Here is a 13,728-nt window from a genome sequence, read left to right as displayed (position 1 = left end):
AAGAGGACGGCCTGCTGGCCGTCGATGATGCGGTGATCGTAGCTGAGCGCCACGTACATCATGTGACGGATCTCCACCTTGCCGTCGATCGCCACCGGGCGGTCCTGCGTCTTGTGCAGCCCCAGGATCCCCACCTGCGGGTAGTTGATGATCGGCGTGGAGATGAGCGAGCCGAACACGCCGCCATTGGTGATCGTAAAGGTGCCACCGGTGAGGTCGTCCATACTCAGCTTGCCATCGCGCGCCCGCTTGGCCACGGCGCCGATGTCCTTGCCGATCTGCACCACGCTCTTCTGGTCGCAATCCTTCACGTTGGGCACCACGAGCCCTGCGTCGCTGGCGACGGCAATGCCCATGTTCACGTAGTGCTTGTATACGATGGTGTCGCCGTCGATCTGCGCGTTCACCACCGGATAGGCCTTGAGCGCCAACGCGGCAGCCTTGGCGAAGAAGGGCATGAACGAGAGCTTCACGCCCTGCTCCTTCTCCACGCGATCCTTGAGGCGCTCACGCAGTGCCGTGATCGCCGTCATGTCGATCTCGTTGAACGTCGTCAGGTGCGCCGTGGCGTGCTGCGACTGCAGCAGGTTCTCCGCGATGCGCTTGCGACGCGTCGTCATCTTCTCGCGGGTCTCGCGCTGGGCGCCAGCCGCCGGGGACGACTGCGCAGCGGGAGCGGACGCCGCGGGCGCCTGTACGGCGGGAGCCGGAGCCGCAGGCGACTGCGCCGCGCCCATCACGTCCGCCTTGCTCACCACCCCGCCCCGGCCCGTGCCCTGCACGGTTGCCGGATTGATTCCCGTCTCCGTCGCCAGCCGTGCCGCCGCCGGCGACACCTTCGCCTCGGCCGCAGCCCCCGTGGTACCGGCTCCCGCCGCCGCGGCTCCCGCGCTCCCCGCTCCCGTCGGAGCGCTGTTCGCCGGCGCCGCAGCCGCGACGCCCGCCGCGATCTCGCCCAGTACGTCCCCCACCGCGACGACGTCGCCTTCGCCCTTCGCGCGTGCCGAGAGCACGCCGGCTTCGAGGGCCGGCACCTCAACGGTGATTTTGTCGGTCTCGAGCTCTACGAGGGCGTCGCCGACGGCGACCGCGTCGCCTTCCTTCTTGAGCCAGCGGGAGACCGTCGCCTCGACGATGGATTCGCCGAGGGGGGGGACCTTGATGGACGACATGGAGCAGAGCGTAAGGTGAGTGATCTGAGGAGCGAATGTCGAAATATAGGAGCGGACCATCCGGAAAGGGGCCTTGCTAGATTCAACGGACCCATCTTTCCCTCCCGTTTCGTTTGCCATGCACCGGTTTACCGCCCCTGCTCGCCGTGCTCGGACGCTGCGTCCCCTCGCGGCTCTCTCTGCCGCTCTGCTGACCGCCCTCGTCGCATCGCCCACGACGGAGGTGGCCGCCCAGAGCATCCCCGAGAAGGAACTCGGCAAGGCCACCGCCATGTTCGGCGACCTTGGGTTGCTCCGCGGTCTGCACGAGCTGACTGACGGGCGCGTGCTGCTGATCGAAGGACGTGCGGCCCGAGTCCAGGTCGGTGATTTCGCCTCCAAGAAGCTCGAAACCACCATGGCTGCCGGGTACGAGGACAACGAGTTGCGCGCGGTCCAGGGGCCGTGGCCGTGGCGCGGCGACTCGATCGCCTTGCTCGATCCCATCAAAGGACGGCTCGTCGTCCTCAGCCCCGCCGGCACCTTCGCGCGCTTCGAGCAAGTGGCGGAAGCGCGGCCGGGGGCGGTCCCAGGTGCCGCGCCGGCAGGGGGCCCCGGTCCTGTGATCGGGGCGCTTCCCAACATCCGCTTCATCGCGGGTGGCGTGGCGATCGGCACGGGTGCCGTCCCCCGACAGCAGGTCAACCCCACGTTCGCGCCGCCACGGGTGCCATATCCCGTGCTGCGCTACCATCTGGCCACCCGAGCCGTCGATACCCTGCTGCGTATCATGCCGCCGCAGGAGCCACGCCCGCCCTATGCCAATCGCAATCTCATGAGCTTCACCACCTACGTGGGGACCATGCCCGTGCAGGCCGTGGACACGTGGGTGGCGCTCAGCGATGGCACCGTCGCGATCGTGCGCGCGGCCACCTACAAGCTGGATCTGATCGCTCCCGACGGCACGCGCACCCAGGTGGGGCCGGTGCCCCATACGCTCGTCCCGCTGGACGATGACGACAAGAAGGGCGTGATCGACGACACCAAGCGCGCGACCGAGACCTTCGTGCGGCTCAATGCCGGACGCATGCAGGGGAGCACCCTCGGCTTCGAGGAGCCCACCTCGTGGCCTGCCAACAACCCGCCATTCCGCGGCGACCTGCTGCCGCGCGTCGACCGGCAGGATCGGATCTGGTTGCACACCCGCTGCGGCGCCAATGTGCTCAAGTTCCGCTGCTACGATGTGATCGATCGCCGCGGGGCCCGCGTAGCGCGGCTGCGCATGCCGGCTCGCACCGGCGTGGTGGGCTTCGGCGCCACGGTGATCTACACGATCGACGAGCAGAAGGCCGATAAGCCGGTGCTGCAGCGTCACCCCATGCCGTTCTGAGTCGATCTCGCTGATGTCGTCACCCAAGAGTCTCTTCGATCCGCGCACCGAGACCATGCGGGCGCTCACCTTCACCGCCCATGGCGGACCGGAGCAACTCGTGGTGCGCCACGATGTGCCCGTGCCGCGCATTCAGGAGCCGCACGAGGTGCGGGTGCGCATCCATGCAGCGGCACTCAATCGGCTCGACCTCTGGGTGCTGCAGGGCATTCCCGGGGCGAAGGTGCAGCCCGGATGGCCGCTTGGCTCCGACGGGGCGGGGATCGTGGAATCGGTGGGCTCGGCGGTCACGTCGGTGAAGCCGGGCGATCGGGTGATCCTCAACCCGGGCGTGTCCGATCGCTCGTGCACCTGCGAGTACTGCCAGAGTGGCGACCAGCCGCTCTGTCTCAGCTACGGCGTGCTCGGGGAGCATTATCCGGGTACGCTCGCCGACTACATCGTGGTCCCCGAGGCCAACGTGCGCACGGCGCCTGACTGGCTGCCGTGGGAGGTGCTCGCCGCGTTTCCGCTGGCCACGCTCACCGCGTGGCGCATGGTGGTCACGCGCGCGCAGGTCAAGCGCGGGGAGCAGGTGCTGATCTGGGGGATCGGTGGCGGCGTGGCGCTCGCGGCGCTGCAGATCTGCAAGCATATCGGCGCCAACGTATGGGTCACGTCGGGGAGTCCCGACAAACTCGATCGCGCCATGCTGCTGGGGGCCGATCACCGGCTCGATCACCGCGAGCCCGACGTGGGCAAGACGGTGCGCGCCCTGACCAACAAGCGCGGCGTGGACGTGGTGATCGACAGCGTGGGCGAAGCCACCTGGCCGCAGTCGCTCATTGCCCTCGGGCGCCGGGGGCGGCTCGTGACCTGCGGCGGCACCAGCGGCCCGTTCGTGCAGGTGGACGTGCGCCGGATGTTCTGGAACCAGTGGACGCTCATGGGCAGCACCATGGGCAACGACGCCGAGTTCGACGCGATGACGGAGTTCTTCCGTCACGGCTCGCTGCAGCCGCCGGTAGACAGCGTATGGTCGCTCGAGCAGGCGCCGGATGCGTACGCCCGGCTCCAGAGCGGCGCGCAGTTCGGCAAGGTGGTGGTGCAGCTCGTGCCCGAGGGGTGAGGCGGTGAGCGACGACCGCGAGCGTGAGGCGCCCGCCCCCCGTCCCGAGGCAGCCCGCTTCACCGCCGAGGAGGAGAAAGCTCTGCGTGCGGCGGTGCAGGCGGGGCAGCTACCCGACTGTCCGCGCTGCGCGGTCCCCATGACGCGCCGCCCCATTGGCGGCGGCTCGTTCGGGCTGGGGTATCATCGTCAGCGCGAGTGGCTGCTCTGCCCCTCCTGCAAGCGCAGCGCGATCTTCGACGTGCGGCGCGGGACGCGGCTGTAGGGGCTACGGCGAGGGGAGGCGAGGCAGCTCCGCTTCTCGCACACCATGTTATCGTTATGGCGAAGGTTCCTCCCAATCCCGTGTCTGTGCCGCTTCAGCAGGATTCCTTGCAGTCGTTTCCCGACTCCCTGATGGTCGCTTCTGCCGCGCAGGATGCCGGCGCCGCCGGTACCATGACCAGTACCTTCTCTGAGCGTCTCGAGCAGAGCTTCGCGCTGCTCGGTGAGTTCGTGCCCGCGCTCTTCGGCGCGCTCGTCATTCTCTTCGCCGGCTACCTCGTGGCGAAGGTGGTCGAGAAGGGCACGGCACGGCTGCTGCGTCGCCTGCGCTTCAACCAGCTCCTCGAGCGCGGTGGTGTGCTGCAGGCCGTGGAGCGCTCGGGGTCGCACCTCAATCCCGCCAAGGTCATCGCCAACCTGCTCTTCTGGATGGTGATGTTTGCCGTGCTCCTCATCGCGGCGAGCGCCATCGGGCTCGACTCGCTGGCGAATGTGTTCACGGAGCTGATGAGCTACATCCCGAGCGTGATCGCGGCCATCGTGATCATCATCCTCGGCATCGTCCTCGGTGGCTTCGTGGGTGGGCTCATCATGGCCTCGGCGGGTGGCCTGCACGGCGGCCCGTGGCTTGCGCGCATCGGACGCGGCGGCGTGATCGTGCTGGCGGTGTTCATGGCGCTCCAGGAGCTGGGGATCGCCACCGACATCGTGACCACCGCCTTTGCGATCCTGTTCGGCGCCGTGGCGCTGGCACTGGCGCTGGCGTTCGGCCTCGGCAATCGTGATCTGGCGGGGGAGATCGTCCGCGAGCGGTACGAGCGTTACCGTGCCGAGCAGCGGGCCATCGACGCCGAAGCGGCGGCAGAGGAAGCCGAGGAACTGGCCGAGGAGACGTCGGCGGATGCCGCCGACGATGCTGCCGAAGCGGCGGCTGCGGCCATCGCGGGTCGGAAGGCGGCCGCCCCGGCTACCGTCGCGGGGCACGGCGCCCCCACCGAGTGAAGGAAATGATGACGAAGGTGGCGGCCGTGGCGCTGGCGCTCGTGGGTCCGGGACTGTTGGGGGCCACGGTGGCGGCTTCAGTTGCGGGGGCGCAGCCGCGTCCGAAGGCACCGACGCGGGCGGTCCCGGCAACGCTCTCTCAAGCCCGTACGCCGGCCGACAGCGATGCCGTCATGGTCCAGCGCCTGGCCATCGAGGAACGGGCCGCTGCGGCGAGGTTGGGGGCGTTGCGCGGCCAGTATCTGCGCCGTGCGGCCTGGGCCGATCTTGGCGACCGCTGCTCGCCGGGTGCCCTGCGGGTGTTTCCCCGCGACACGTCGGCGGCCGGGCGCGATTCAGTACAGCGCGTAGCCGAGGCGATGGAGCAGATCGTGGTCACCCGCGGCGTGGGTTCGTCGCTGGCCGGCCCGGACGCGCGCAGGCTGTTGCGCCTCATCGTGGGGTGGGAGGCCGGGGTAGAGCGTCCCATGTGGGACGTGGCGACCGGCGAAAAGCCGCGCCGGACCATTGCCACGGGACTCATGGGCGAGGTGCCGGACCCCAATGGGCCGGGCTGTCTCCCGTCGGCGGGAGCGCTCGACACGGTCACCTTCGTGGTGCCCGGCTTCACCTCGATGGAGTTTCCCAATGCTCCCAAGCCGCGCGTGAAGGCCTACTACGGCCCGGACGGGTACCTGCGCGCGCGCGACGAGTTCTTCGCCGAGGTGGGCAGCAAGAACCCCGAGGCCGACCTGCTCTACGTGGTCGTGGCCCCCATGGTCCTCTGGAAGGACTACGCGGTGGTGGGCGTGCGTCGTCCGCAGGAGCGGGGGGGCGTGCAGGTGGGTGACAGCAACCGCGGCGGGGCGTCGTACCTGTTCCGCAAAACGGGCCAGGAATGGCGCCTGCTGTCGATCGTGCGCTCCTGGGGCGGGTGACGGTCCGGAAGTCAATTTCCGCCAACGATTTATCTGCTCTGAACGAGCACCGTTCTCCCCTGTGAAACAGGGTGAGAACTCGGTAGATTTCGGGGTCGCTCCATCCGGGCCGCACGCCAGCCAGACCGCCCCCAAATTCCCGCCGTCACATGACCGCACCGAACGCCCGTGAACGCATCCTTCCGCGTCTGATCGACGAGGAAATCAAGGAGTCGTTCATCAACTACTCGATGAGCGTCATCGTGTCACGCGCTCTGCCGGACGTGCGCGATGGGCTCAAGCCCGTGCATCGTCGCGTGCTGTACGCGATGAACGAGCTCGGATTGCTGCCTGGTCGTCCGTACAAGAAGTCGGCGACGGTGGTGGGCGATGTGCTCGGCAAGTACCATCCGCACGGTGACAGCAGTGTGTACGACGCGCTCGTGCGCATGGTGCAGGACTTCTCGCTGCGGTACCCGCTCGTGGATGGGCAGGGCAATTTCGGCTCGATGGACGGTGACGGTGCGGCCGCGTACCGCTACACCGAAGCACGGCTTACGCGCATGGCCGTCGAGCTGCTCACCGACATTGACCAGAACACCGTCGATTTCGCGCCGAACTTCGACGATCGCCTCGAAGAGCCGCGCGTGCTGCCGTCGGGGTTCCCGAATCTGCTGGTCAACGGATCGTCCGGCATTGCCGTCGGCATGGCCACGAACATTCCGCCGCACAACCTGCGCGAGATCGTGAGTGCGGTGGTGACGCTGATCGATCAGCCGGACATCGACAGCGCGGAACTGCGCAAGATCGTCAAGGGCCCCGACTTTCCCACGGGCGGCTTCATCTACGGCCGTGAGGGCATCGGGCATTATCAGGACACGGGCCGCGGCCGCATCGTAATGCGCGCCAAGGCGGTGATCGAGGAGAAGGAGTCGAGCGGACGGTCGCAGATCGTCATCACGGAAGTGCCGTATCAGGTCAACAAGGCCAAGCTCGTGGCCGACATTGCCGAACTGGTCCGCGAGCAGAAGCTCACGGGCATCAGTGCGCTCCGCGACGAGTCGGATCGCGACGGCATTCGCGTGGTGGTGGAGCTCAAGCGCGACGCCATTCCGCGCGTGGTGCTCAATCAGCTGTACAAGCACACCGCCATGCAGAGCACGTTCGGCGTGATCATGCTGGCGCTGGTGCCCGATCCGAACACGCGCCAGCTCGTGCCGAAGGTGCTGACGCTCAGGCAGTGCCTCGAGCACTACATCGAGCACCGGCACGAAGTGATCGTGCGTCGTACGCAGTTCCAGCTCGACAAGGCGCTCGACCGCGAGCACATCCTCGAAGGGCTCAAGATCGCCGTCGACAACATCGACGAAGTGATCGCCCTCATCCGGGCCGCCGAGGACACGCCCACGGCCAGTGCGCAGCTGCAGTCGCGCTTCGGGTTGTCGGAGCGGCAGGCCGAGGCCATCCTCAACCTGCGTCTCGCCAAGCTCACCGGCCTCGAGCGCGAGAAGCTCGAGGAGGAGCTGCGCGAGGTGCGGGCCGAGATTATCGAGTTGCGCGGGATCCTCGAGTCCAAGCCGCGCCGCATGGAGATCCTCAAGAGTGAACTGCTCAAGGTCGCCGAGGTATACGGCGACGACCGCCGCACGGGGATCGTGGGCGAAGACGGGGAGTTCTCCGCGGAGGATCTGATCGCCGAAGAGGAGATGGTCGTCACCGTCACGCACGGTGGCTATATCAAGCGCACCCCGCTGTCGCTGTACAACAGCCAGGGGCGCGGCGGTCGCGGCAAGGCCGGGGCGGACCTCAAGGAAGACGATTTCATCGAGCGGATGTACGTGGCGAGTACGCACACGTACATGCTCGTCTTCACCGATGACGGTCGCTGCTTCTGGATCAAGGTGCACGAACTCCCGCAGGCCGGGCGCAACACGCGCGGCAAGCCGATCGTGAATCTGATCAATGTCACTCCCGATACGCGCATCCGCGCGATCGTGATCACGAAGGAGTTCAACGACACCGAATTCCTGCTGTTTTGCACCAAGAAGGGCACGGTCAAGAAGACGGCGCTCTCGCAGTACGGCAACCCGCGTTCGACCGGCATCAAGGCGATCAAGATCGAAGAGGGCGACGAACTGATCGACGTGCAGGTGACAAGCGGCAGTAACGATGTAGTGCTGGCGACGCGCGACGGGCTGTCGGTGCGTTTCCACGAAAGCGACGTGCGCGAGATGGGCCGCGACTCCATGGGCGTGAAGGGGGTCGAGCTCAAGCTTGGCGATCAGCTCGTGGGGATGGTGGTCATCAGGCGGGAGGCCACATTGCTGGTGGTCACCGAGAAGGGGCTGGGCAAATGCAGCGAGGTGAGTGATTACCGCGTGCAGAAGCGCGGCGGTAAGGGCATCAAGACGCTCGACCTCACGCAGAAGACCGGGCACGTGGTGGCGCTGATGGAAGTCGTGCCGGAAGACGAACTGATGCTGATGACCAAGCAGGGGATCGCCATCCGCTCCAAGGTGAGTGAGATTCGCGTGACCGGTCGTATCGCGCAGGGGGTGAAGCTGGTGTCGCTCGACGAGCACGATGTGGTGTCGGCGGTGGCGCGGGTCCTGCCCGAAGACAAGGAAGACGGAGAGGGTGCGGACGGTGGGTCCGCTGGCGATGCGGCTGGCGGCACGGCTGCCGCGGAGCGCACGGCCCCCGATGCCGGCACGCCGGCCGACGGGCTCTTTGGCGCGGGTGACGGCGCGTAACGCGTATCGTCTTGTAGGAGAGGGCTGTCGGGTCGTCGATCAGGTGCGCTGATCGCGGCCCGCGGCCGGCAATGCGAGCTGAACCGTGGCGCGCACCCTTCGTGCGCGCCGCGACATTGAGGAATGGGAATGGCGGCGTCGCGCATCCTGGTGGCCGATGACGACGAGGCAGTGCTCGAATCCGTGACCTGGCTCCTTCAGGAAAACGGGTACGAGGTCGTTCCTGCCAACGGCGGCGCGGCCTGCCTCGAGCAGTTGGAGCGGAACGCGCCCGATCTGCTGCTGCTCGACATCCTCATGCCCGACGCCGACGGCTGCCAGCTCCTCGAGCGCATCAAGGGTGAGGAGCGTTGGCGCGACCTGCCGGTGCTGATGCTGTCGGCCCAGCCCCCTGAGGAGGCCTCGGTGCGTTCGCTGGGGCTCGGCGCTGCCGACTTCATTCGCAAGCCGTATCGGCCCAATGAACTACTTGCCCGGGTGCAGGCGCAGTTGCGGGTGGGCGCGCTCCTGCGCTCCACCCGCGCGGCCCTCCAGCGCACGGAGGAAGCCCTCGTGCGCGCGCAGCAGGATGCCGACAGCCGTCGAAAACTCGTGGACATTCTTCATGAGGTGACCGGCGACCTGTCCGTCTCTGAGCTGTTGCATCTCCTCGTGCGCCGGGCAGCGCTCGCGCTGGGCGTGTCGCACTGCTCCGTCATCTTGGCACGTCCCGGTGAGTTGCAGGCCCAGGTGGTGGCGGCCTTCGAAAACCCCGGGCTGCAGCAGCTCACGGTGCGACTGGACCGCTACCCGGAGCTCAAGGCGGCGCTCGAGAGTGGCCAACCCGTGCTGGTCGAGGATATCGACACCCACCCGCTCTACGAGGGCGTGCGCCACGTGTGGGGGATCGAGGGGATCGAGGTACCCATTCGGTCCGTCATTGCCCTGCCGTTCTCGATGGATCGCCGACAGTATGGGGTGTTTCTGGTGCGCCGCACGCGTGATCAGGAGCGGTTCGGCCCGGCTGATCTCGAGTTCGCGCAGGCCGTGATCACTGCCGCGGTAGCGGTCATTCAGCGTGCGCAGATGGTCGAAAGCACCATGGCCGATAACGCACGACTCGAGCACCTCGCACAAACCGATCCGCTCACGCAGCTGCTCAATCGTCGCGCACTCGCCGAGCGCATCACCGGTGAGATGGAACGTGCGCTCCGCTACGATTCGTCGATGGCGCTGCTCTTGATTGACCTCGACCACTTCAAGCAGGTCAACGACACGTACGGTCACCTCGTGGGTGACGACGTGCTGCGCGATGTGGGGCAGTTGCTCCGCGAGACGATCCGCGGGTGTGACATCGTGGCGCGCTATGGCGGCGAAGAGTTTCTCGTGCTGCTCCCCGAGACCGACGATGCCGGCGCGGAGTCGTTCGCCGAACGTATCCGTTTGGCGGTGGAAGAGCATCTGTTTGCACGCGAGGCGCGCGTCGAGCCGCTGCGCCTCACGGCATCCGTTGGGGTGGCCGTGTTTCCTGCCGCGCGTATCGAGAGTGTGGCCGATCTGTTTGCGCGAGCTGACGCCGCATTGTACCGGGCCAAGGCCGCCGGCCGGAACCGCGTGCGGCTCTAGGGCGAAACGTCAGCGGCGAAATGCCGTTACGGACGGATCCGGTCCAGTTCCACCGTCACGCAACGGTCCTGGATGACATCGATCCCGGCGCGGGCAAATTGCTCCGCCGCCTCGTCGTTCCGGATGCCCAGCTGCAGCCACACCACGGCGGGGCGATGGGCGATGATCTCCTCCACATGGAGCGCGACGTCATTCGGCCGGCGGAACAGTTGCACCATGTCGACCGGCGACGTGATCGTAGCGAGCGAGCGGTGCACCGGCACGCCGAGAATTTCATGGACGTCCGGGTAATAGACTGGCACCGGCACAATGGTGAAGCCCGCCTGCTGCATGCGTTCAGGCACGTAGAAGGCCGGACCGCCCACGGCTTCGGGCTTGATGCCGATCACCGCCACGCGATGGATGCGCTCGAGCACCCGCATGATCTCGGTGGGGCTTTCCAGAATGTGGTCGCGCCATGGTGTGGCGTTGACCGTTAAGTTCTCCCTCACGTATACCCTCCCCGGTAATTCTCCACTGGAGCCGCGCTAATGCGTATGCTGGTGCTCGGCGCGGGACTGCAAGGTTCCGCGTGCGCATTCGACTTACTGAACAATCCCGCGGTCGCGCGGGTGACGCTCGCCGATGTGCAGGTGCATGCCCTGCCGCCGTTTCTGCAGGCGCGCGCCGACGCACGGCTGGTGCCGGTCGCGCTCGATGTCCGCGATGAGACGGCCGTCCGCACGCTGTTCGCGCAGCACGATGCGGTGGCGAGTGCCATCCCGTACTACTTCAACGCCGCGCTCGCGCGTCTCGCTGTCGAGGCCGGGGTGCACTTCACGGACCTTGGTGGCAACACGGAAATCGTGCAACAGCAGAAACAACTGCACGGCGCCGCGGAAGCCAAGGGGATCAGCGTCATTCCCGATACCGGGCTGGCGCCCGGCATGGTGAACGTGGTGGCGCAGCATGGCATCGATCAGTACGACACGGTCGAGTCGGTGAAGCTGTTCGTCGGTGGGTTGCCGCAAGTGCCGGAGCCGCCGCTCGGCTATCAGATCGCCTACTCGATTGAGGGCATGGTGGATTACTACACCACGCAATCGCTCGTCGTGCGCAACGGCCAGCCGACTACGGTGACGGCCCTCTCGGAGCTGGAATCGGTGATGTTCGACGACGGCGTGGGGCCGCTCGAAGCCTTTCACACCGCCGGTGGTCTGTCCACGATGGTGTACCGCTACGCGGGGCGTATTCCGGTGATGGAATACAAGACCCTCCGTTATCCGGGACACGCCGCGATCATGCAGGCCATCCGCGACCTGGGGTTGCTCGATGCCAGCGCGGTCGACGTGAAGGGGCAGTCCGTGGTGCCGCGTGACGTCTTCGTGAAGGTCGCCGGCGACCACCTCCGCAAGGGCAAGCCGGATCTCGTCGCACTGCGTGTGGTAGTCACGGGCACCACGGCGGGCGTGCGCTCCACGCGTGCCTGGGAAGTGGTGGACCGCTACGACGCCACCCACGGCATCAGCGCGATGATGCGTACGACGGGGTACACGTTGTCGATCACCACGCAGTTGCAGGCGGAGGGCGCGATTGCGCCGGGGGTGCACACGCCCGACGAGTGCATGCCCACGACGCGCTATTTCGCGCTGTTGGCGGCGCGGGGGATCACGGTGCGCGAGGTCGCGTAGGCGGCGGCGGGGGCCGGGGTCGCGCCCGGGCCTCTCCGGCGCGCCTCCCGCGGGCTGCCGTCGATCGTACGGTCTGGGCCTCCGCCTGCTCGCGGGTGGGCCATTCCGGCACGGCCCCGGATCGCTGGCCACGGAGCACCTGTACCGCGGAACTTGGGGTGGTTCAGTCCGCAGAATTAGGACCGCGTTAGGACTGAAAAACCATCAAAATGAAAGATAGGCAGTTATCAGTGAAAGAAAAGTCGGGTAAACCCCGAAAACGCGCGAGGCGTTGCTTGCGAGCTTCTGAAACGCCGGTTTAGCTTCGCACAGCAGTCCCACCACCCCACCGCTCGCCCCGCACGCTTTCTTCGAAAGGTGCGGGGAGGGCGGTACCCCCCACTCCCTCAGGAACAGGCATGGTTGGCACGTTCCGCCCGCGGCGGCTGGCTTCCGCCGCGCTGCTGGGCGCTCTGGCCCTCGGACTCGCAGCCTGCGGCGGCGAGTATCCGAACTCGACATTCAACCACAACACCGACTTCAACGCGGACATCGACGCGTTGTGGGACAAGCTCCTCTTCTGGGGCACCATTGTCTTCATCGGCGTTGAGGCTGGACTCGTCTACACCATCTTCCGCTTCCGTCGCCGTCCCGGCGGCGCGACGCCGAAGCAGGTGCACGGCAACACGGCGCTGGAGATCACGTGGACGGCCATTCCGGCCGTCATCCTGATCCTCATCGCCATCCCGACCGTGCGCACGATCTTCAAGACCCAGGCGAAGGCGGCACCCGACGCCCTGCAGGTCGAGGTGATCGGTCACCAGTGGTGGTGGGAGTTCCGCTACCCCCAGTACGGCATTACGACAGCCAACGAGCTGTATCTGCCGAACGGGCGGACGGTCAACTTCCAGCTCAAGACGGTCGACGTGCTGCACTCCTTCTGGATTCCCCAGATGGGTGGCAAGCGCGACCTGATCTCGAACCGGACCAACTACCTCTGGTTCACGCCCAACAAGGATCTGGGCACGAAGGCCTGGAACGGCTTCTGCGCCGAGTTCTGCGGTCCGTCGCACGCGAACATGAAGCTCCGCGCGTACACGGTGACCCCGCAGGAGTTCGAGCAGTGGACGGCGCACCAGAAGCAGCCGGCGATTTTCCCGGCGCTTGCGGCCGCTCCGGCTTCGGCAGCGGGTACCGCAGCGGTTGCGCCGGTGCCGTCGGGCGCGGGGGCGACGCCGGTGGTGCTCGCCGCCAACCAGGCCGGCGGTCCGGCCGCGGCCACCGATTCGGCGGCGCCTGCCGCCGCCCCGGTGCCGGTGTGGGCCTTCCCGCGTGAGAAGCTGGAGTCGGAGTTCGGGTATACGATCCCGACCGCGAAGATTCCGGCCCTCCTCAGCTACGACGAGTCGCTGCTCGCCACGGGTGATGCCGCTCGCGGCAAGGACCTCTACAGCAAGTCGAGCTGCATCGGCTGCCACGCGATCGCGGGCACGCCGTTCAACATGGCGGCCGTGGGCCCGAACCTCACGCACGTGGGGACGCGCTACACGATCGCTGGTGGTCTCTATCCGAACGACGCGAAGCATCTTGCCTACTGGATCAAGAACGCGCCGGCCATGAAGCCGGGCAGCCTGATGCCGACGCTCGGCAAGGGGCTCACCGATCCAAAGACGAAGATGGTCGTGAACGTGGGCGGTCTCTCCGACGCCGACATCGCGGATATCGTGGCGTACCTGCAGGCGCTCAAGTAAGACGCCGTCACCGACTCACGCTGACTGACACTCGACACGATGGCTACCATCGCTGCCGCGCCCCCGTACACCCAGGCCAAGGCCGCACCCGCTGATACCGGGCTGTGGTCGTGGCTCACCACGGTGGACCACAAGCGCATCGGGGCGCTCTATCTCATT

11 protein-coding genes are annotated in these 13,728 nt (G+C 66.9%); 9 read left to right on the top strand and 2 right to left on the bottom strand.

All coding sequences use genetic code 11. The features are described from left to right. Window positions 1-1,172, bottom strand: a 1,172-nt coding sequence (gene odhB, locus ACIQ51_RS12880) for a 2-oxoglutarate dehydrogenase complex dihydrolipoyllysine-residue succinyltransferase (RefSeq protein WP_396205459.1), incomplete at its 3' end; no start/stop codon positions are given. Window positions 1,173-1,290: 118 nt separating this feature from the next. Between odhB and ACIQ51_RS12875 the strand changes: the two genes are divergently transcribed. From ACIQ51_RS12875 to ACIQ51_RS12845, 7 genes are all read left to right on the top strand, one after another. Beyond that, on the top strand, window positions 1,291-2,541 hold the full coding sequence (locus ACIQ51_RS12875) for a hypothetical protein (RefSeq protein WP_396205458.1): 1,251 nt from the start codon (window positions 1,291-1,293) through the stop codon (window positions 2,539-2,541). Between the two features lie 13 nt (window positions 2,542-2,554). Continuing rightward, window positions 2,555-3,649 (top strand): zinc-binding dehydrogenase, encoded by a 1,095-nt coding sequence (locus ACIQ51_RS12870; RefSeq protein WP_396205457.1) that lies wholly within the window; start codon window positions 2,555-2,557, stop codon window positions 3,647-3,649. A gap of 4 nt (window positions 3,650-3,653) precedes the next feature. Then, window positions 3,654-3,914: a hypothetical protein gene (locus ACIQ51_RS12865; protein WP_396205456.1), complete on the top strand. Its 261-nt coding sequence runs from the start codon at window positions 3,654-3,656 to the stop codon at window positions 3,912-3,914. Between the two features lie 131 nt (window positions 3,915-4,045). Continuing rightward, window positions 4,046-4,915 carry a hypothetical protein gene (locus tag ACIQ51_RS12860; protein ID WP_396205455.1) on the top strand — a complete coding sequence of 290 codons (870 nt, stop codon included), beginning with the start codon at window positions 4,046-4,048 and terminating at the stop codon, window positions 4,913-4,915. A gap of 5 nt (window positions 4,916-4,920) precedes the next feature. After that, window positions 4,921-5,832 carry a hypothetical protein gene (locus ACIQ51_RS12855; RefSeq protein ID WP_396205454.1) on the top strand — a complete coding sequence of 304 codons (912 nt, stop codon included), beginning with the start codon at window positions 4,921-4,923 and terminating at the stop codon, window positions 5,830-5,832. A 149-nt stretch (window positions 5,833-5,981) separates the two neighbouring features. Beyond that, window positions 5,982-8,564 carry a DNA gyrase subunit A gene (gyrA, locus tag ACIQ51_RS12850; protein WP_396205453.1) on the top strand — a complete coding sequence of 861 codons (2,583 nt, stop codon included), beginning with the start codon at window positions 5,982-5,984 and terminating at the stop codon, window positions 8,562-8,564. Window positions 8,565-8,693: 129 nt separating this feature from the next. Beyond that, a complete protein-coding gene (locus ACIQ51_RS12845; RefSeq protein ID WP_396205452.1) occupies window positions 8,694-10,169 on the top strand; it encodes a diguanylate cyclase in 1,476 nt (491 codons plus the stop codon). Window positions 10,170-10,195: 26 nt separating this feature from the next. On the opposite strand, the gene ACIQ51_RS12840 is transcribed toward ACIQ51_RS12845, so the two are convergent. Beyond that, window positions 10,196-10,591 (bottom strand): CoA-binding protein, encoded by a 396-nt coding sequence (locus tag ACIQ51_RS12840; RefSeq protein WP_396205451.1) that lies wholly within the window; start codon window positions 10,589-10,591, stop codon window positions 10,196-10,198. A gap of 108 nt (window positions 10,592-10,699) precedes the next feature. Between ACIQ51_RS12840 and ACIQ51_RS12835 the strand changes: the two genes are divergently transcribed. Continuing rightward, a complete protein-coding gene (locus tag ACIQ51_RS12835) occupies window positions 10,700-11,839 on the top strand; it encodes a saccharopine dehydrogenase family protein (protein WP_396205450.1) in 1,140 nt (379 codons plus the stop codon). A 398-nt stretch (window positions 11,840-12,237) separates the two neighbouring features. After that, window positions 12,238-13,569 (top strand): cytochrome c oxidase subunit II, encoded by a 1,332-nt coding sequence (coxB, locus tag ACIQ51_RS12830; RefSeq protein WP_396205449.1) that lies wholly within the window; start codon window positions 12,238-12,240, stop codon window positions 13,567-13,569. Window positions 13,570-13,728 lie beyond the last annotated feature (159 nt).

It is taken from the genome of Gemmatimonas sp., from assembly GCF_044344655.1.
In the GTDB taxonomy this organism is placed as follows: Bacteria; Gemmatimonadota; Gemmatimonadetes; order Gemmatimonadales; family Gemmatimonadaceae; genus Gemmatimonas.
This window is presented reverse-complemented; position numbering and strand designations above follow the sequence as displayed.

Excerpts from the sequence above, each read along its gene's own strand:
- ACIQ51_RS12875 (WP_396205458.1), top strand. The coding sequence starts at position 1,291 with ATGCACCGGTTTACCGCCCCTGCTCGCCGTGCTCGGACGCTGCGTCCC.
- ACIQ51_RS12840 (WP_396205451.1), bottom strand. The coding sequence starts at position 10,591 with ATGCGGGTGCTCGAGCGCATCCATCGCGTGGCGGTGATCGGCATCAAG.
- gyrA (WP_396205453.1), top strand. The coding sequence starts at position 5,982 with ATGACCGCACCGAACGCCCGTGAACGCATCCTTCCGCGTCTGATCGAC.
- ACIQ51_RS12835 (WP_396205450.1), top strand. The coding sequence starts at position 10,700 with ATGCGTATGCTGGTGCTCGGCGCGGGACTGCAAGGTTCCGCGTGCGCA.
- ACIQ51_RS12845 (WP_396205452.1), top strand. The coding sequence starts at position 8,694 with ATGGCGGCGTCGCGCATCCTGGTGGCCGATGACGACGAGGCAGTGCTC.
- ACIQ51_RS12860 (WP_396205455.1), top strand. The coding sequence starts at position 4,046 with ATGGTCGCTTCTGCCGCGCAGGATGCCGGCGCCGCCGGTACCATGACC.
- ACIQ51_RS12855 (WP_396205454.1), top strand. The coding sequence starts at position 4,921 with ATGATGACGAAGGTGGCGGCCGTGGCGCTGGCGCTCGTGGGTCCGGGA.
- coxB (WP_396205449.1), top strand. The coding sequence starts at position 12,238 with ATGGTTGGCACGTTCCGCCCGCGGCGGCTGGCTTCCGCCGCGCTGCTG.
- ACIQ51_RS12870 (WP_396205457.1), top strand. The coding sequence starts at position 2,555 with ATGTCGTCACCCAAGAGTCTCTTCGATCCGCGCACCGAGACCATGCGG.